Origin of the sequence: Fructilactobacillus sanfranciscensis (genome assembly GCF_029023685.1) — a bacterium.
GTDB classification, from domain to species: Bacteria; Bacillota; Bacilli; order Lactobacillales; family Lactobacillaceae; genus Fructilactobacillus; species Fructilactobacillus sanfranciscensis.
This window is the reverse complement of sequence record NZ_CP118925.1, coordinates 1,218,915-1,239,631: the sequence shown is the minus strand read 5'-3', so window position 1 is coordinate 1,239,631 and position 20,717 is coordinate 1,218,915. Positions and strand designations below refer to the sequence as shown.

At 34.7% G+C, this 20,717-nt stretch carries 14 protein-coding genes; 7 read left to right on the top strand and 7 right to left on the bottom strand.

The window, feature by feature from the left end; genetic code table 11:
• Positions 1-19: 19 nt before the first annotated feature.
• The 3 genes from yjeM to PY770_RS06475 all read left to right on the top strand — a co-directional run bounded on the left by yjeM (position 20) and on the right by PY770_RS06475 (position 5,049).
• A complete protein-coding gene (yjeM, locus tag PY770_RS06485; protein WP_103428978.1) occupies positions 20-1,498 on the top strand; it encodes a glutamate/gamma-aminobutyrate family transporter YjeM in 1,479 nt (492 codons plus the stop codon).
• Between the two features lie 181 nt (positions 1,499-1,679).
• Positions 1,680-3,200 carry an NlpC/P60 family protein gene (locus PY770_RS06480; RefSeq protein ID WP_103450868.1) on the top strand — a complete coding sequence of 507 codons (1,521 nt, stop codon included), beginning with the start codon at positions 1,680-1,682 and terminating at the stop codon, positions 3,198-3,200.
• A gap of 139 nt (positions 3,201-3,339) precedes the next feature.
• Positions 3,340-5,049 (top strand): NlpC/P60 family protein, encoded by a 1,710-nt coding sequence (locus PY770_RS06475; protein ID WP_275045890.1) that lies wholly within the window; start codon positions 3,340-3,342, stop codon positions 5,047-5,049.
• Positions 5,050-5,151: 102 nt separating this feature from the next.
• Here PY770_RS06475 and PY770_RS06470 read toward each other — a convergent pair whose 3' ends face one another.
• The gene (locus PY770_RS06470; RefSeq protein ID WP_275045889.1) at positions 5,152-6,867 is read right to left on the bottom strand and encodes a glucosaminidase domain-containing protein; all 1,716 of its coding nucleotides are present in this window, start codon (positions 6,865-6,867) and stop codon (positions 5,152-5,154) included.
• A gap of 155 nt (positions 6,868-7,022) precedes the next feature.
• Here PY770_RS06470 and PY770_RS06465 point away from each other — a divergent pair, with 155 nt between their 5' ends.
• Positions 7,023-8,678 carry a C39 family peptidase gene (locus PY770_RS06465; RefSeq protein WP_275045888.1) on the top strand — a complete coding sequence of 552 codons (1,656 nt, stop codon included), beginning with the start codon at positions 7,023-7,025 and terminating at the stop codon, positions 8,676-8,678.
• 50 nt (positions 8,679-8,728) lie between these two features.
• Here the strand turns inward: PY770_RS06465 and PY770_RS06460 are convergent, their stop codons facing one another.
• A complete protein-coding gene (locus PY770_RS06460; protein WP_275045887.1) occupies positions 8,729-9,676 on the bottom strand; it encodes an NAD(P)H-binding protein in 948 nt (315 codons plus the stop codon).
• Between the two features lie 76 nt (positions 9,677-9,752).
• The gene (locus PY770_RS06455; protein WP_275045886.1) at positions 9,753-10,274 is read right to left on the bottom strand and encodes an HdeD family acid-resistance protein; all 522 of its coding nucleotides are present in this window, start codon (positions 10,272-10,274) and stop codon (positions 9,753-9,755) included.
• Between the two features lie 151 nt (positions 10,275-10,425).
• Between PY770_RS06455 and PY770_RS06450 the strand changes: the two genes are divergently transcribed.
• Positions 10,426-13,008, top strand: a complete 2,583-nt coding sequence (locus PY770_RS06450; protein ID WP_139562454.1) for a YfhO family protein — start codon at positions 10,426-10,428, stop codon at positions 13,006-13,008.
• Positions 13,009-13,017: 9 nt separating this feature from the next.
• Positions 13,018-13,677 (top strand): histidine phosphatase family protein, encoded by a 660-nt coding sequence (locus PY770_RS06445; RefSeq protein WP_014082461.1) that lies wholly within the window; start codon positions 13,018-13,020, stop codon positions 13,675-13,677.
• 356 nt (positions 13,678-14,033) lie between these two features.
• On the opposite strand, the gene PY770_RS06440 is transcribed toward PY770_RS06445, so the two are convergent.
• The 4 genes from PY770_RS06440 to PY770_RS06425 form a co-directional block, all read right to left on the bottom strand.
• Complete coding sequence (locus PY770_RS06440; protein ID WP_103428970.1) at positions 14,034-15,260, bottom strand: DUF2075 domain-containing protein; 1,227 nt, start codon at positions 15,258-15,260, stop codon at positions 14,034-14,036.
• The gene (locus PY770_RS06435) at positions 15,247-16,182 is read right to left on the bottom strand and encodes an MFS transporter (protein ID WP_103428969.1); all 936 of its coding nucleotides are present in this window, start codon (positions 16,180-16,182) and stop codon (positions 15,247-15,249) included. The genes PY770_RS06440 and PY770_RS06435 overlap by 14 nt, the downstream gene beginning before the upstream one ends.
• Positions 16,183-16,274: 92 nt before the next feature.
• Complete coding sequence (locus PY770_RS06430; protein WP_168848126.1) at positions 16,275-17,627, bottom strand: AAA family ATPase; 1,353 nt, start codon at positions 17,625-17,627, stop codon at positions 16,275-16,277.
• Between the two features lie 145 nt (positions 17,628-17,772).
• Positions 17,773-19,458, bottom strand: coding sequence for a phospho-sugar mutase (locus PY770_RS06425; RefSeq protein WP_420909466.1), 1,686 nt, complete (start codon positions 19,456-19,458; stop codon positions 17,773-17,775).
• Positions 19,459-19,677: 219 nt separating this feature from the next.
• Between PY770_RS06425 and galE the strand changes: the two genes are divergently transcribed.
• A complete protein-coding gene (gene galE, locus PY770_RS06420; RefSeq protein WP_041817957.1) occupies positions 19,678-20,670 on the top strand; it encodes a UDP-glucose 4-epimerase GalE in 993 nt (330 codons plus the stop codon).
• Positions 20,671-20,717: the final 47 nt, after the last annotated feature.

Sequence of the window (20,717 nt, the reverse complement as noted above, 5' to 3'; positions counted from 1 at the left end):
AAAGGAAAAATTAAATTTTATGAAAAAACGTCAATTAACGCTACTGTCTTTAGTATTGATGGTTTTCACTTCCATCTTTAACTTTGTTAATATCCCGCGTGCTTTTTATTTAATGGGGTATGCAGCCATTATTTGGTATGTAATTGCGGCATTCTGTTTCTTTTTACCATTTGCCTTTATGGTGGCTGAAATGGGATCGGCATTTCCGAATGCAAAAGGTGGAATCTACACGTGGATGGCAAAAGCCGTTAATCCTAAGTTTGCTTTCGTTGGGATTGTGATGTGGTATACATCATTTATCTCATGGATGTTAAATACGAGTTCAATTATATGGATTCCAATTTCAACGGCCATTTTTGGGGTTGATAAAACCCAGAGTTGGCATTTATTTGGGCTAAGTGATGTCCAAACTTTAGGGGTTTTGGCTTCTTTATTGGTAATTTTGGTTACCTTTATCGCAAGTCGTGGATTAAGTAAGTTTAAGATAATTACCTCAATTGGTGGTTCAGCCATGTTATTAGCCAGTTTTATTTTAATTGTTGGTGGAACAGTGATTTTAATTTTAAATGGTCACCCATTACAACCATTGAGTTTTGCTAGTCTAATTAAATCTCCAGATCCTCAATACGCTAGTGTAATTGGAACTTTGAGTTTCTCTGTTTTCGCAGTCTTTGCTTTTGGTGGAATTGAAATTATCAGTGGGTTAGTTGATCAAACTAAAAATCCACAAAAAACTTTCCCACGAGGTGTGGCAATTAGTGCCATTATGATTACGTTAGTTTATTGTTTAGGGATTTTTGTGACTGGTATGTTTACCAATTGGAATGAAGTTTTTAATGCGGCCAATGGATCACATGTTAATTTAGGAAACGAAGCTTTTATTGCAATGAATAATTTTGGTTATCAATTGGGATTAGCACTTAACTTTTCTCATCATGTTGCAACAGAGATGGGACTATGGACTGCTCGTTATATCGGTTTTTCAATGTTTTTAGCATTAATGGGGGCATTTACGACAGTTATCTTCTCACCAATTAAACAGTTGGTTGAAGGAACTCCCGAAAAGTTATGGCCTAAATTGATACGGAAAACAAAGTATGATTTACCAGTGAATGCCATGAAAATACAAGCTTTATTAGTAATTGCTTTTCTGTTGCTAGTTTCATTTGGTGGGAAAAATGCTAAATTATTTTTCCAAATTGTAATTTCGATGACTAACGTTGCAATGTCATTACCATATTTATTTATTGCGTATGCATACATGCAATTTAGAAAGAAAACCGATGTTGGAAGACCATTTACGTTCTTTAAAAAGGATAGTTCAGCTCAGTTAGCTTCAATTGTCGTTTTATTGACAGTTGGATTAGCGATTATCTTTACTTTGATTGCGCCAATCTTACAAGGGCAATTTATGAGCACTGTGTGGATGATAGTTGGACCAATTGTTTTTGCAGGAGTAGCAATTTTAAGTTATCAGCATTATGAAAAAAACAATTAAAAAATGATTTACATGCCTTTGACGATTATGTCAAAGGCTTTTTTGATATTAAATTTTAATATAACTGTAATAAGCGATATAAAAAAATAGCATATAATTAAATACATAAAGTTGCACCACTAAATTAGAAATAAAATATAAACCATTAAAAAATAAATATACATAATTAATTGGAGGATTTATGAGTTCAAAAAAGCCATTAGAAAAAAATAGATTTAAGATGTACAAAGCCGGTAAGACTTGGTTAGTTGCTGGAATTGCATTTTTGGCCTTTGCTGGCTTTGGCGGTATAGCTGTTCATGCTGATGCAGGTCAAGCAACTGCAACTTCAAATGTGACAACTACACAAGCTCAAACATCCAACTCTAATGATTCTAATTTAGCTGGTAGCCAAACTACTAATGATGAAAAATCAACAACTACAAGTGTTGTTGATGCTAATGCTACTAAATCTGATAATTCAGTAACTACAACTGATACCGCTAAGTCTGCTAATACTGATAATGGAGCTGTTAAGGATGATCAAAGTAAAGATGTCCCCGCAACTTCAGACAACAATGATCAAAATAAAGATGATTCAGTAACTACTCCTGATAGTAAAGATGCAACAGCTAGTAATTCAGATGTAAAAGCAAATGATGACAGTAGTAAAGGCCAAGATGCTACTACCACTGCAACTAATGTTTCTACAAATGATGCGAATACAACAGCTAACGATAATAAAACTGTAATTTTATCAGCGGGGAATCAACCAGATGGTTGGAATACTGATCATACCCAATACACACAGGGTGGTCAATTATTAACTGGTGTACATAATATTGATGGAACTTATTATGATTTTGATGAAAATCATAATATTATTAAGAACAACTATGTTCAATCTCAATGGGGATTGTGGTACATGTTCGGTGACGATGGAAGAATTTCAACGGATGTGACAGCATGGTCAGGGACATATTATTACTTTGATCATTCAACATATCTTCGAGTTGATAATGATTATGTTCAATCACGTTGGGGTGATTGGTACTTGTTTGGTAATAATGGTCAAGTTGCTAGTGGTGTTAATGTATGGTCAGGGACATATTATTACTTTGATCCTATAACTCATTTGAGAGTGGATAATAATTACGTTCAATCTCAATGGGGATTATGGTATATGTTTGGTAATGATGGAAGAATCGTTACTGGATTAGTTGATTGGTATGGAAGTAAATATTATTTTGATGAAAATACATATACTAAAGTAACCAATGATTGGCGCGATACTCATCTTGGTCATGCTCATTTCAATGCTGACGGTGTATTAGATGCTGTTTCTGATGCCCAAAAAGCACAACAACTTGAAAATATTGCTGATCAATTCTTAGGTTGGGGATACGTTTGGGGCGGAAATAATCCTAGCACAGGATTTGACTGTTCTGGGTTGACTCAATACATTATGAGTCAAATTGGTATTTCAATTGCAAGAACTGCTTCTGATCAATATGCTAATTCAAGACATATCTCAGCTGGACAAGCACAAAAGGGTGATTTAGTATACTTCTGTGAAGGTGGTAGTGTCATTCATACTGGTTTATATATTGGAAATGGATTAATGATTGATGCTCAAGTTGCCGGTGTTGGTATAGGTGTTCATCGAGTTAGCCAACTGTCATCATATTATCCAGCTGTATATGGTCGTTACCTAAATCTTTAATATTTAATGATAGTGAAAAGGAGATTTAATTCTTAAATGAATTAATCTCTTTTTATTTTGTTTAGATGTGATGATATTAATTAATTTAATCTAAGCTTAATGTTACAATTGAACAAATATACAAATTATGGAGGTAATTATGAAATTTAATAAAGTCGTGAAAAAAAGATTTAAACTTTATAAATCTGGCAAGACATGGGTCGTTGCAGCAACAGTTTTCTTTGTTTTGGCTGGAATGAGTGGATTAGCTGTTCACGCCGATAATACGACGGCAAGTTCTGACATTGCTAAGCAAACTGTAGTAGCTAATCCAACAAATAATGAATCACCTGTTACAAGTGGCGATGATACTAAGCAAGCTGACTCATCAGTAAAAACTGATAATGGTAATAATTCATCAGCTACTTCAAGTGATGATTCTAAATCAAATGGTACTGTTAATCACGATGCTGATAAAAGTACCACAGATAGTGATGCTGGAACAACAGGACAATCTACGGATTCTTCTACAGGTAAAGTAGATAATAATACTGATAATTCAAATAGTAATCCAGCTAAAACTGATAACAATAAGCAAGATTCAGCAGATGCTGATAAAAACAAAACAAATTCAGATGCAAATTCAAATAATGTAAATAAAGATAACGGTACTAATGCTAACAATTCAACAGCTAAATCTGAGGATAGTAATAAGCAAAGTAGCGATGTTCCAACTAATAACGTTCAACCAAATGGTTGGAATGCTGACCATACCCAATATACAAAGGATGGTAAGTTAGTAACTGGTGTTCAAAGTATTGATGGTACTTACTATGACTTTGATAATAATCACAATATTGTGAAAGACGATTATGTTGAATCACAGTGGGGAGATTGGTACATGTTTGGTAACGATGGTAAAATTGCTACCAAAGTAACACCATGGTCCGGAACATACTATTACTTTGATCCGTTAACATATCTTCGAGTAGATAATAATTACGTTCAATCCCAATGGGGAGATTGGTACATGTTTGGTAACAATGGTAAAATTGCTACCAAAGTAACACCATGGTCCGGAACATACTATTACTTTGATCCGTTAACATATCTTCGAGTAGATAATAATTACGTTCAATCCCAATGGGGAGATTGGTATATGTTCGGCGACAATGGACAAATTGTCACAAAAGTAACACCATGGGCTGGTACTTACTATTATTTTGATCCGTTGACATATCTTCGAGTAGATAATAGTTACGTTCAATCCCAATGGGGCGATTGGTACATGTTTGGAAACGATGGGCGTATTGTCAGTGGTCTAACTGAATGGTATGGTGCAACTTATTACTTTGACCCTAGTACTTACTTAAAAGTTACAAATACAGTTGAAAATATTAATGGCTATTACTATTACTTTGATGATAGTGGACGCTTAGTTTCATGGGCTCAATATCCATCTGACTTAACAGCTGATGCTAAGGCTACGTTAGCCATTCAAACTGCATCTAAATTTTTGGGTCAAGGGTATGTTCAAGGTGGTAATAATCCACAAACTGGTTTTGATTGTTCTGGTTTAGTTCAATATGCTTATGGAGTTGCGGGAGTTCAATTGCCAAGACTTTCTGAACAACAATACTACGCTACTATGCCAATTGATGGTAGCCAAGCTCGTCGTGGCGATTTAGTGTTCTTCTCACGAACATATAATGATGGATCTAATTTTGACCCTAAGAGTATGACACAAGTTGGTATTTACTTAGGCAATGGTAAGATGTTAGATGCACAAGGTAATGGAATTGTAGTCGAAAATGTTTCTGATTTCGGTCAATCTTATCCAACTTATTATGGTAGAGTTTTAAATTTCTAGCGTTTAATTTAATAAACAAATTAATTATATTTGTATAACAAAAAAGAGTGAATTTTTGAGAATTCACTCTTTTTAATATAGATAAAATACTATTTAAAGTTATTATAATCCTTCATCAAACTGGTCAAGACCACTTGCATGGATTATATTAATTAATGTATTTGCATAAGTAGGAGCAGTGGCATAACCATCTTGGTGAAGTTTATTACATACACTGTAATAGTTATTATCCCATAATAAGTTATTATAACGTGAGTTTTCATATAAGAAAGAACCGTGATCATTAACACTTTCATTTACTGTAGGATAGACACGGAACCAGTCTTTAATATGAACGCTCTGTCCGTTATAAACTTCCCAAGTCCAAAGTAATTGAGATTGGCCATTGTATGATCCTTTAATTCCAAATAAATTATTTCCAGGAGCTGCAGTTCCCCAATTACTTTCACAAATTGCTTGTGCAATTGAAACACTAGGAAGTACACCATATTCGTACCAAGTTTGCATTGCACCATTAGCAATTGAAGTGACAAAATCTGTTGAAGTTAATTGACCATTGCCGTCAAAATATCTCCATTCATTTCCAATATTTGCCCAATGTTCTTTTACCATTAAGTAAGTATTTGAATCAAAGAAGTATTGCTTACCATTTAATTCATGTAATCCTTTAACGATTTGGCCATTATCACCAAACAAGTACCACAATCCCCATTGAGATTGAACGTAACTATTATCAACTCGAAGATATGTTTCTGGATCGAAGTAATAATATGTTCCAACCCAAGGAGTTACTTTGGTAACGATTCTTCCATCATTACCAAACATATACCATAATCCCCATTGAGATTGAACGTAATTATTATCCACTCTCAAATGAGTTATAGGATCAAAGTAATAATATGTCCCTGACCATACATTAACACCACTAGCAACTTGACCATTATTACCAAACAAGTACCAATCACCCCAACGTGATTGAACATAATCATTATCAACTCGAAGATATGTTGAATGATCAAAGTAATAATATGTCCCTGACCATGCTGTCACATCCGTTGAAATTCTTCCATCGTCACCGAACATGTACCACAATCCCCATTGAGATTGAACATAGTTGTTCTTAATAATATTATGATTTTCATCAAAATCATAATAAGTTCCATCAATATTATGTACACCAGTTAATAATTGACCACCCTGTGTGTATTGGGTATGATCAGTATTCCAACCATCTGGTTGATTATCAGCAGCTAATAAAGCAACTTTTTGATTATTAGCATTAGTATTAGAAGTTGTATCACTATTTACTGAAGTGCTGTTTGCTTGATCAGCAGCATTCTTATTGTCTGTAGCAGAATTGTCTTGCTTGTTACTATCAGATTGAGCAGGAGTAGCATCCTTGCCGTCTGTAGCAGAATTATCTTGTTTGTTGCTATCAGATTGAGCAGGAGTAGCATCCTTGTTTTCTGCAGCAGAGTTATCTTGCTTGTTACTATCGGTTTGAGCAGGAATAGTAGCATTCTTGCTGTCTGTAGCAGAATTATCTTGCTTGTTACTATCAGATTGAGCAGGAGTAGTAACATCATTATTTTGAACAGTAACTACATTATTGTCTTGACTTTGAGTTGACTCTACTTTTACATCTTGATTAGTTGCAACTGTAGATTGAGCAGATTGTGTGTTCAAATTATTACTATCAGCGTGAACTGCGACACTACCAAGTCCAGCTAATGCTAAAAATGTAGTTCCGGCAATTAACCACATCTTACCAGCTTTATATAATTTGAATCTAGTCTTAACATTATCCTTTGATTGCATAAAATCTCCCTTTGAAAATACTTTTTACTTTATTTAATTTATAATTGATTAGTTAAATTATAATATAAAATTAAGATTTTTTTGATTACAGTTGTATTAAATATTAATAATTTGCTATGATAAGTTTATTGATATATTTTTTAATGTGATACTCAATGGAGGAAAAGATTGATTATAATGATTCAAAAAAGCGTTTTAAGCTTTATAAGGCTGGAAAAGCATGGTTAATTGCTGGAACAGTATTTCTTACTTTGATTGGAGCAAACTTAGCTGCTAATGCAGATAGTACAACAACTGATACCGGTAATAATAGTGTTCAAAACACACAAACGGTACCAAATAATCAAGATATAACATCGGCAGATGCAGACCAAAATAATGTAACTCCTATTTCGAGTAAAGCTGATGATAAAAATCAAACGGAAACAACTAAGGGAACAGATGAAACTGTGAATGAACCTATAAATGGTGATAGTAATGCAGTTGAATCTAATTCAACAACTACAATCGATGATATTTCATCTAAATCAGATAAAGATAAAGATGATGTTACTACCATTGCTCAAGCTGATAGTAATAATCAAAATTCAACAAGTTTAAACACAGATAATATAAATAAAGACAAAAATGTTTCTACAGAAACTTCAACAAATAATCATGATGATAGTGTCAAATCTGATTCAAGTACACCAACTGATAATGCTAAACCAGATGGTTGGAATGCAGACCATACGCAATACACACAGGATGGTCAATTAGTAACTGGTGTTCAAAATATTGATGGTACATATTATGATTTTGATGAAAATCATAACCTTGTTAAAAACAACTATGTTCAGTCACAATGGGGAGATTGGTATATGTTCGGTGACAATGGACAAATTGCCACCAAAGTAACTCCATGGTCAGGAACCTATTATTACTTTGATCCATTGACATATCTTCGAGTAGATAATAATTACGTTCAATCTCAATGGGGAGATTGGTATATGTTCGGTGACAATGGACAAATTGCCACAAAAGTAATTCCATGGTCAGGAACCTATTATTACTTTGATCCGTTGACATATCTTCGAGTAGATAATAATTACGTTCAATCCCAATGGGGAACTTGGTACATGTTTGGTAATGACGGACGTATTGTAGTTGGTTTAGCAGACTGGACTGGTGCTAAATACTATTTCGATCCTTCAACATACTTAAAGGTAACTAATGCTTGGGAAAATATTGGTTATGGAAGTGCTTATTTTGATGGTAATGGTCAAATGGATTCAATTAATTTATTCCATCAGTGGTATTCTCAATTGAATCAAGGTATGCCAGAAGGTTGTGAAGGGGCATCACTTCAGATTGCTGCCTCTGTCCTCGGCCGCTACTACAATTTAGCTGACATCTATAACACAATTGGTTATGGATGGAATTTAACGCCATACAATGGTTTTTACGGAAACCCATGGGGCGGTTCATCTTATAAAGTCCAGACTGTTTTTGCAAGTGCGATGGCAAATAAATTAGCAGGGATGGTTTCTGGAATTCAAGATTTAACTGGAGCTGGTACCGTAATTGACGAATTAAGAAATGGTCATGCAGTTGTTACTTGGGCTAACATCGATTGGAACTTATACAATCAAAATGATTTCCATGTTATGTCAATTGTTGGATATTCAAACGGACAGTTTTTGATTAGCGACCCATATGCTTATTCACAAAAGGAATATTGGATTCCTACAAGTACCTGGGCATACGTAAATGCTAATACTCAAGCAGTTGGTTGGAATACTCCACGTAGTATGAATTTGGTAATTAATTAAAGCAAAAAGACTGGAATTTTAAATTCCAGTCTTTTTATATGAAAAAAAGTTCAAATTAAATACTTAGGTTTATTCGTGATCAAATCCTTAACTTGTGTTGACAAACTTGGTAAAGGCATTCCTAGAACATTTTCAAGTGCATTTTCGTTATTAACATTATTTTCCAAAATTTGTTCGTGGGTCATTCCAAACGCTACATCTTTTTTAGCAACATGTTCGCTTAAAGCACCACTAGCAATTAATTTTTGGATTGCTACTTTAAAATTGATTTGAGCTGTATCAAGGTTGGTTTTTTCTAATTCAGTTTGGTAATTTTTTAAATCAACTGATTGAACTGGAAAATCTTTTCCCGTTGCTTCTTTAATTGCTTTAGCTAATTCTTTGTAAGTATGTTGCACACCGTGAAATTCATAAATTTCAAGGGGATCATTTTCCAGCATTGTCATTACTCTGGCAGCACCTTCAGCATAAAGTTTTTCTTCGGCCCATCCGACGGTTACTTCACCAGTCGCATAAATAAATGGCTTACCCGATTTAGCAGCTTCAATTTCTGGAAGTTCATTTTCTAAATACCAATTATTTCTTAAAAAAGAATGAGGTAAACGGGCATCAATAATCATTTTTTCAGTGGCACGATGATCTTCTGCTAACGGAGCTTCGCTAATATCCGCATGAGGGAAACTCGTATAAGCTAGATATTTAACTCCTGCATTAGCAGCAGCAGTCACCACATTTTTGTGTTGGGCGACCCGGGGATGACGTGCATTTGGTTGAGAAGAAATAAACAATACCCGATCAATTCCAGCAAAAGCCTTTTCCATCATTTTTTCATCGTTATAATCACCCTGTCTGATTTCAACAGCAGTGGGGTACATTTTTTTTGCTTTTTCGATGTCCCGAGCAATTACAACAATGTCGTTAAATGACACTAGACTAAGTAATTTTAAAACAACTCGTTCACCGAAATGACCAGTTGCCGCAGTTACAGCATATTTCATAGTAAAATCTCCTTTTAAGTTAATCTTAGCACAAAAAAGACGCGGAAATATTTCCACGTCTTTTAGTAATTCTAAATTAAAATGAACGAACGATAAGTAAAATACCGAAGAACATGAAGTAAAATGAAAGTAAGAAGATACTAACACCAACTGCAGTTGCGGGACTGAATAATAAAATAATTCCAAGAATTACGCCAACTACTCCAAGAATTACATTTAACCAGAAGTAACCCTTGTTGTTTTGTCTAATGTAACGACTAACCCAAAGTTCAAAGAGGGAGTCCAAGATAAAACTAAGAGATAACATAATCCAAATGAAAGTTGCACCTAATACTGGTCTAAGGAAAATCATTCCCCCTAAAACAATATCAAGGATAGCACTAACGATTAACCATGTTGGGTTTAAACCGAGAGCTTTATCAATCATGGTAATATCAAAAAGTTTAAATACTCCTTCAAAGATTAATGCAAATGCAATGAAAAAGATTAAAATTTTTAATGAACTTGCTGGATTACGAGCAATAACTACTGACATTGCGGCAAATAATATTCCAATTACTAAAGTAAATGGATCAAAACTTCTTTCTGAACTAAACATAAATATTTCCTCCGAAGTCATTCTTAATATAAACTTAATTGTAACACAGTGAAGATTTAACCATGGTTTAATGAATTTTAGATTTTTGTATAGTAAAATTAAAGTATGATTCAATTCGAAGTCAAATTAAGAAAGTAGACATCTTTAAATTATGAAAAAAATTTTACAAGCATCTAAGTATTATTTGGCAGCATTTATCTTACCAATGTTAGTAGTTGTTGTGACATTTGGTTTTCGTGGGATTGCACCATTTGGGACTAATAATATATTAGTTAGTGATTTGGGAACCCAATATTTACCATTTTTTGAATTTTTACGTAGTCAGTTAGTTAATCATACCTTTAGTATGTACTCGTTTATGTTATCTCTTGGGGATAATGCAATTCCAATTTATACTTACTATTTAATGAGTCCATTAAACCTTTTAGTCGTTTTTGTAAAAGCGACCGATGTTCCAGTTTTAATGGAAACAATTATTATCCTTAAAATTGGTTTAATTGGACTTTCAATGTCCTGGTTTTTAAAAGCTAAGTATCAACGTCAAGATTTAATGCAAGTTGTTGCAGCAGTGGCCTATGGTCTATGTGGCTTTGTGGCAATGTATTTCTATGATTTTATGTGGTTAGAAGCTTTAATGATGTTGCCACTAGTTACTTTAGGAATTGAACGACTTTTTTATAAAGGAAAATGGGGTGGCTACGTTGCCTCATTGTTCCTTATCATTTTCTTGAACTATTATATGGGCTATATGATATGTATTTATTCGGTCATTTATTTTGTGTACTTGGTCTTTTTAAATCGTCCAGCTAGACTTGGCTTTTGGAAATATTTAATTGAACATAAAACAATGACAATTAAATATGTAACTAGTTCAATTATTGCAGCTATGTTATCAGGATTTATGTTGATTCCAACTATTATCGGGATGCTTTCAACTGGGAAGAGTAGCATTAATCCATGGGACTTTGTACCTAAGCTTCGGTTTCTCCCATCTGCATTTGCCAGTTTTGGTGTTGGATCTACCAATTTTGTGGAACGACTTTGTCATGAACCATCGTTTTTCATTGGCAGTCTTTTTGCAATTGGTTTGTTAATATTTTGGATGTCAAAACGAACTAACCGACGGGAAAGAAAAGCTTCTTTTTGGTTAGTTGGAGCAATTTTCTTTGGGATGTTAATCACCACGACTGACACCATGTGGCACATGTTTCAGATGCCAGCTGGATTTCCATTCCGGGAAGTTTACATGTTGAGTTTTGTGATGATTATGTTTGGTTATCAAGCTTGGCTGAATGGTAGTTTTAAAGACAATGCGGTTGTGATCAAAGCAGGATTAATTCTTGCTGGATTGATTGTGATTGGATATGGATCGATCATCATTGAAACAATGGTTCCCCAACGATACTATTTTCAAATGTCTTTTTATGTTGCTAACTATTGGCACATTATCCCAGCATTATTATTTGTGTTTGCAACAATATTAGTGATTTTGCTAGCTAATCGATTTGGCAAACGGATGTGGTGGTTAATGCTTGTCTTAGTTTGTCTAGAAATGGGAACTAACATGTGGATGGCGCTTGGGGGGACTCAAGAATATGGCAATCAAGCTAAATTTAGAAAAGCTTTTAACCAGTCCACTAAAATTATTAAAAAAACTACATCAGGTCAAAAAGAGTTTGGCCGGATCAAAGTAAATAACGAATTGTACAGTCAAAGTTTTAATACTATCTATAATCAATATAATGATTCATTACTTTATGATTTCTTTGGCGTAAATAGTTATACTTCATCCTTAAACGTACACACGCACGATGCTTTGGCTGACTTAGGTTTGTATAGTCGTAATGAACGGCGGATTAGCTCTAATGGATCGACTCCAGTTACCGACCAATTGTTAGGAATTAATCAAAAGATTAGAATTGAAACTGATGGAAAAGTTGGAACAAGTAAGAACGATGATTTCACTAGTTTAGGTTATGCAGTTTCAAAACAAATTAAGCACGTTAAATATGATAAAAATGAAATATTTAAAAACTTAAATACATTAGCTCAAAAAGAAAGTAATACCAAAACTAATTATTTTGTAAAAAGTAAGATTAATGATGTTGCAGTTGATGCCAATAAGGATAATTATCGTTATACAGTCACTTTGACACCTAAAATTAGTGGAATGCAATATATGGATTTGGCAACGACTAGCCCTAATCAGGAATTGGATGTGACGGTTAACGGTCAAAAGCTCGATACTAGTTATCTTCAATTAGGCTCCGAAATTATTGAGTTGGGTGATTTTGAAAAAGGTCAACAAATTAAAGTTAGTTTTACTAGCGACAGTCGCATTTTAGAAATGCAACCATTATTTGCAGGATTTAATGAATCTGAATTTACTAAATTTGTGCAAGCAACCAAACCATATCGTTTAGTGGTGAAACAACCCGAAAAACTTAAATATCAGGGTAATCATTTTAGTGGAACTATCACCACGACGAAAGCTCGTCCTCAAGTAATTATCAGTATTCCTTATGATAAAGGATGGCAGATTACCGACAATGGTAAACCAGTTCAGACTTATAAAGTGCTCAAAGGGTTAACCGGAATTAAATTAGCTCCTGGAAAACACAGTTTACAATTTACTTACCAAACGCCAGGACTTAAAATAGGGTTAGAAATAACAATCTTTGGAATGATTGGTGTTTTATTACAATTAATTATTTTTAGACGGAAACGTAAATAGGAGATTATTATGGCTGTTACTGCATACTTAGTTCGTCATGGACAAACATACATGAACTTGTATAACAAGGTTCAGGGTTGGATTGATTCACCTTTAACATCAAAGGGAATTCAAGATGCCCAAGACGCCGGTGAACGATTATCAAAAATTAGTTTTGATGCTGCTTTTACTAGTGATTCAGGTCGTGCGATTGAAACTGGTCGTCAAATTTTAAAGAAAAATCCAAATGGAATTAACATTATTACTTATCAATTTCCAGAATTAAGAGAACAATTCCATGGTTATTTTGAAGGTGAAAACCTTGAACAAATGTGGCAATTTGTTGGTGAACAAGTTCAGATTACTAATGAAGCTGGCGTTTTAGATAACTTTGGTCTAGAACGAGCTCGTGATTTAATTGCGAAAGCCGATTTATACAATAATGCTGAAGATAACAAACGATTCTGGGACAGATTAGATCGTGGTTTTGACCGAATTCGGGAAAACACCAAGGATGATGAAGTCATTTTAATCGTTTCTCATGGGATGACAATTCGTTCGATTGTGGATCGTTATGCTCCAGAACTTGACCAAGGGCAAGCTGCTAAGAATGGTAGTATTACTAAGTTACGAATTTTACCTGAAACCATTGAAGTTGAATATTACAATAAATTAGATAGTGACGTTTAAAAAAATAAATACAATAGAAAAAGGACGCCCATTGGACGTCCTTTTTTGCTACTTATTATTATTGCACAAAGCAACAACAATAATCATAATGCAAATCAACGAGATTGGCATGTTACTCCTCTTAAATTTAGGTAGGAATAATAGTGCTTGCTAACTGTTTGACCATAGTTAGTTGAATTGAGGGTGCCCCCTTAATGGGCACTCTTTTTTTGTTTTAATATAATAAATTTATGATTTAGTATAATTAAACAAATAAAAAGAGCCTACCAGCTCTAGCTGATAAGCTCAATCAGCAGTTTACGACAAGTGATGATTAGTATACCGTTTACTACTTAAACTATATTTTATATCAATTTTTAGTGTTTAATTTTAGCATAATTATCTAGCAGAGCTTTCCGTAAAAGCGGGTCATTAGCATAAATGTATGTTCCATAAACGCCCCGTTTCATTAAAACGTTCACGGAATTTAAAATGATTTGGCGTTGCATCCGTTGAAATTCTTCTGGATCTTGAATGTCTTTACGGCGTTTGATTGATTCAGTATTGGTTTGTTTACTTAAATCAACTTTAATTTTATGATCTTTTGGATCAAGATAGATTGGTGGACCTAAAATTAAACCGACGTAGTTTAAATCAAACCCCTGACAAGTATAGATAGAACCAACTTCATCAATTGACTTAGGGATTTCCGCCCATGGGGTACTGGTATAGTTATATTGATCCCATGGCATTTTAAAACCACCACTTTCTTTGATATAATGCTTACCACCATCAAGGGTAGACGGATAACCGGTGGTTGAAACAATTCGGGAAAGTCCGACTTCTTGATTCCGTTTAACGATTTCTTTGCGCATTGCTTCAGCATCCGCATAAATGCGAAAATCATAATCGTCATCCGCATCCTGCGGAATCGGAAGCAATTTACCATTACTAAACTCATCGACCCAGTGGACTAAGTCGGGCTTGGCAGTCATCCGAAATTGGTGAGTTAAATGATAACTTTCGTGATAGTAGGGCTTTAAAATTTGATCTAATCGAGCTTGATCCCAATAGTTCTTTGTTTGAATAACTTGCCGCATATCAAAAACAACAATCACAACTTTACTTAACTTAATAATTTTTTCAAGCTGGTTTTCACCATAAAAATTATTGTAGTGATCTGGCTGAGATAACAATAAGTGGGCTTCGTCAATGATGACGATGTCTGCTTTTTTGGCGTGCTTTTGCATTTGATTAATAAATGAAGTAGGGCGCATAAAATTCTTTTTTAAAACGTTATCTTCAGTTCCAGCAATTTGTTTATAAACTTTAAGTACTTCTGGATGATTGACTAAGAAATAGTTTTTCGTTTCATAAAGTGGATTTTTAGGATCATGGGCAGCCTTTTGGATATCGAAGAATAATTGACTTAAAACGACACTTTTACCAGTTCCACAGTCTCCATAGATGGTAAAAATGGAGTGACCATCATGTAAACGAGTCTTAGTAAGGGTTTCGATGCGGTCAATTAATTGTTTTTGTTCGTCCGTTAAATGATTTAAATTAGGTGCAATTTTATTAATGGCTTCATTATTGATTTTCATTAGTAGCCTGCTTTCTTGATTGGAAGTTCCAGTTATAGAAGGTAGCGGCAGCAACTATGGTAGCAAGAATTAACAAAAGTAAATAATCTAAATTACCACCGACTTGGGTTTTCTGTTTAAATTCTAATGGACTAGTAGCCTGATTTTGATGAAAGGCGATGACGGATGCTAAAATTGTTGTTCCTAAAGAACCACCATATTGTTGGAACATATTAAAAATGGAACTAATATCAGCCGTTTGTGACATTGGAGCATTAGCTTGAGCATTAGAAATGGTGTTGGGAAAAGTTAGATTAATCCCAAAACGAAGTAAAGTAAACATCAAAGTAATTGATAAACTAGTGGTCCAAGATTCTGTAATATTAAAGAGCAACATTTCTAAACAAATTAAACAAACACCACTTAAAATTGGTTTAAAAGGTCCAAAGCGGTCATAAATCATTCCTGAAATTGGAGAAGTGATTCCACCACCATAAGTTGGACCAAGAGCGGGTGCCATCGAAATTACCATCGAACAAATTCCGACATAAGTGCCAATTTTTTGCCGTGGTACAGTCGTGAAAATCACGTGATACATCATTGGCATGGAGATTCCGGTTGCACCAGCTTGGATTAAGCGACCCAGTAAAAGAAGATTGAAATTAGGCGCTATCATGGATAAAAAATCTCCAATGATGAAAAAAGTAGTGGCTAACAAAAATAAGTTTTTAATGGGATATTTTTTTAGCAAAAAAGCGGTGGTCGACATCGTAATTGTTACCACGAGGAGATAACCAGTGGTAATCCATTGGACTTTGTCTAAAGAAACACTGAATATTTTTGAGAGTTCGGGAAAAGTAACGTTCATTGATGTTTCTAAAAGGACTCCACAAAAAGAAAGTAGGGCCGTTGCTAAAATTGCTAATTTGTTTTTTAAAGTCATTGATTCAGAATTAGTGGAAAACCCCTCCAATTATTTTTTAATTTTAGTATAGCACTGCTGGGTAAACAAAAAGACCATGACATGGTCATAGTCTAGTTGGCAGGTGTATTTGCGATAGCGGCATCTACATCTTCATTATTAATATATGTTAAGTCATCATTGCTAGGCTTTTCCATAAAAGCAACGCGGCGAGCTTGAGCTTGTAACATTGCTTGATAAACGTTTCGGGCCCACCGAGCATTTCCAGATGGATGATTTGTTTCAATAAATTCGGTCACTGTTTTATCGAAGTATTTTACATCTTCTAATTTAACAATGCCTTCGTGTTTCATCATGGTCTTGATGATTTTTACTAATTCTGCGGTGGTGTAATCAGCAAAAAAGACACGGTTAGGAATCCGGGAACGTAAACCAGGGTTATCGTTTAAAAATTCTTCCATCCGATCAGTATATCCTGCTAGGATTATGATTAAATCTTTTCTGTGATTTTCCATCCCAATGATTAGTTGATCAATGGCTTCATGACCGAAATCAGTTGGACTGTCAGCATGTGATAATTGATAGGCTTCATCAATAAATAAAATTCCACCAAGTGCACTTTCAATGACTTTTTTAGTTCGATCAGCGGTGGTCCCGGTATAGTGACCAACCAAATCAGAGCGATCAGTACTGACAAATTTATTTTCTGAAATAATTTTATTTTGGGCTAAAATGGTCCCAAATAGTTTGGCAACCGTTGTTTTACCAGTCCCAGGATCACCCACAAATACCATGTGTTTACTAATTCCAGCGGGAGTTTTTAAGCCACGTTCTTCTCGAAGTTGATTGATTTTAGCAATTGCAATCATATCTTTGATTTGTTTTTTAGCTTCGTCAAGTCCAGTTAACTCATCGAGTTCTTTGAGGGCATCGACTGAAGTATCTAGTTTTTCAATGTTTAAATTTAAATCTTCATAGGCTTTGTCATCAGAGCTAGAAGATGAGTCACTCGGTTTTATTTTATCAAGGTCACTTAAATCTAAGTCAGCAATGGGATTAGCGTCGTACAAACTCGATGCATAAGCATAACGATCATTGAATTTGGAAATATCAATGGTAGCAATGTTTGAACTCTCATCTTGGTTTAAAGCAATGACATCCACTAATGGGAGCGTTTTGTTTAAATCAGCTTGAGTAGTTTTAATTTTGAGTGGGAAAAAGAGTGACATTTGTCTGGTTTTGAAATTAATATCAAAACCAAATGTTTTTCCAATCACAGGACTCAATAAGTTGTAAAGGGTGACCAAATTGTCAGTCCAGTCGGTATAACCGCCTTCATCATTTTGTTCATGTTGATATGATTTGATGTTTTTAATTTTAAAAGTTTTGGTCTCTAAATCACTATCAAGCTTATAGTTAGCCCGATAAAAAAGTTGACCGTATTCTTTTAGTTCTTCAAAGGTCATAACGATACTCCTTACGTAGTCTTTAACCCTTTAATTCTATATTTAACCTAGAAAAATGTAAACGAAAAAGATAAAGTTTACCAAAAAATTATTATAATATGAAAAAAGAGCCCTGAATTCAAAGTTCAGGACTCTTTTAATTTGTTTATTTATTTAATAATTCATTATCAATGGCGTTTACATAGCTATCTAATAATTCATTAGCGGCAGTTTGAGTAGCAGCTTTAACACCGACATAGAACTTGATTTTTGGTTCAGTTCCAGAAGGACGAATTGCTAACCAAGTTCCATCAGCTAACCAGTATTTCAAAACGTTTGATTGAGGTAAATCAATCTTAGTTTCGTTTCCATCAGCATCAGTTTTAACTGAAGTTTGGAAATCTTCAAGGGCAACCACTTTCACACCATTAAAACTAGTCATTGGGTGATCACGGAAACCTTTCATGAGGTCAACTATCTTTTGTTTTCCATCGAGACCATCAAATTCTTCAGCAATGGTCTTTTCTTCAAAGTAACCATATTTCTTGTAAAGAGCTTGAAGACCATCGTATAAGGTCATGCCTTGTTGTTTGTAGTACGCGGCAACTTCAGCCAATAACATGGTTGATTGAACGGCATCTTTATCACGAACGAATGGTTTGATTAGGTAACCAAAACTTTCTTCAAAACCAAATAAGAAAGTGTGATCGTGGTTTTCTTCATATTGCTTGATTTGTTCAGCAATAAATTTGAACCCAGTTAAAACGTTCTTCATTTCAACGCCATAATCATTAGCGATATCAGTGGCTAATTCAGTTGAAACGATTGATTTAACAACTCGTCCATCAGCTGGAAGCGTGTTGCTAGCTTTTTTAGCTTCCAAAATGTAGTGAAGTAAAACACTGGCAATTTGATTACCAGTCATTAAAGTATATTCACCATCTGGTTGACGAACTGCTGCTCCAAGCCGGTCAGCATCAGGATCAGTGGCAATTAAGACATCCGCATTTTCTTGTTTTCCTAACTTGATAGCTAAATCAAAAGTTTGGGGAAATTCAGGATTAGGGAAAGGAGTCGTTGGAAATTCTGGATCAGCAATGGTTTGTTCAACTACGACATCGTAGTTTTTAAAACCAGCATCAGATAAAGCCCGACGTGCAATCACTTTTCCAGTTCCGTGAAGAGGAGTATAAATAAATTTTAAGTTTTTCCCGACTTCTGCGATTAAATCATGGTTAATGTTAACTGATTTTGCTTCGGCTAAGTAAACTAAGTCAACATTTTCACCAATAATGTTCATTAAGTTTGCTTTACGTAAATCTTTTTCTTCAGCGACCGGAATGTTGAATAAATCAGTAACTTTGCGGACGTAAGTAGTCATGATATCTGATTCCTTAGGTGGCATTTGACCACCATCAGCACCGTAAATCTTGTAACCGTTGTATTGTTTTGGATTATGACTAGCCGTAATCATAATTCCAGCGTAAGTATGTAAGTTACGAACGGCAAAGGAAAGTTCTGGAGTAGGGCGAATATTATCAAAGACAAAAGTCTTAATGTTGTGGGCACCTAAAACACGGGCAGCTTCGTGAGCAAATAACTTTGAGTTATAACGAGAATCAAAACTAATGGCAACTCCACGATCACGTTCGCTTTGATCAAGGGTTTCCATTAATTTAGCTAAACCTTCAGTTGCTTGACGAACCGTATAAATATTCATTCGGTTTGTACCAGCACCTAAAAGTCCCCGCATTCCAGCAGTTCCAAATGATAATGATGTACCAAACGCATCCGCTTTCGTATTTTCATCATCTTGCATGTTACGTAAATCATGTTTTAATTCGGCAGGCATGTCTGCATCGTTTAACCATGCATTATATTGATTATCAATTTCTGTTTTATTCATTAGAGTAGTCTCCTAGATTTAGTTTGCTAACTCACTTTAGATTATAGATTTTATCACGGGTTTAGTCAATTCGGTGTCGATTTTAAAGCATTTAAATCACTAAAATGAGATGTGATATAATTAAACCAATTATAATTTTTGATGAATACAAAAGGAGAAATTTATATGGCAGTTTTAGTTGCTGGTGGAGCCGGATATATCGGTTCTCACATGGTAGATCGTTTAATTAATGAAGGATATGACGTAGTTGTTGCTGATAACCTTTCAACTGGTCATCGTCAAGCAGTTAACCCCAAAGCAAAATTCTATTTAGGTGATACTCGTGATCCTAAATTTTTAGATGATTTATTTGCAAAAGAAGATATTGAAGCAGTTATTCATATGGACGCTTTCTCATTGGTTTCAGAATCAATGAAAAAACCATTAAAATACTTCGATAACAACGTGATTGGAATGATTGTCTTACTTGAAGCTATGAAACGTGCTGGCGTTAAGTACATTGTCTTCTCATCAACGGCTGCTACATATGGTAATCCAGAACGGGTTCCCATCCATGAAAAAGACCACAAAGAACCAATTAACCCTTATGGTGAAAGTAAATTAATCATGGAACACATCATGAAATGGGTGGAAAAAGCTGATGGAATTCATTCTGTTGCTTTACGTTACTTTAATGCCGCAGGTGCTAAACAAGATGGTTCAATTGGTGAAGATCACCATCCAGAAACCCACTTGATTCCAATGGTACTTAAAGTTGCTGCTGGTCAACAAGATACTTTGAAGATTTTTGGTGATGATTATGACACTCCAGATGGTACTAATGTCCGTGATTATGTGCATATCTTGGATTTAGCGGATGCTCACATTCTTGCCATGGAATACCTTAAAAAAGGTAACCCAAGTAACGTCTTTAACTTAGGTTCTTCAACTGGTTTTTCAAACAAACAAATTGTAGAAGCTGCTCGGAAAGTAACTGGTAAGCCAATTCCTGCTGAAATGGCTCCTCGTCGTGGTGGTGATCCTGACACATTGGTTGCTGACAGTACTAAAGCTCGTGAAGTTTTAGGTTGGAAACCAAAATTCGATAATATCGAAGACATCATTAGTACTGCTTGGACTTGGAAACAAACTCATCCAAATGGTTACGAAGATAAATAATTAGAATAAAGAAAAACGAACTTGCGGGTTCGTTTTTTTTATTAGCT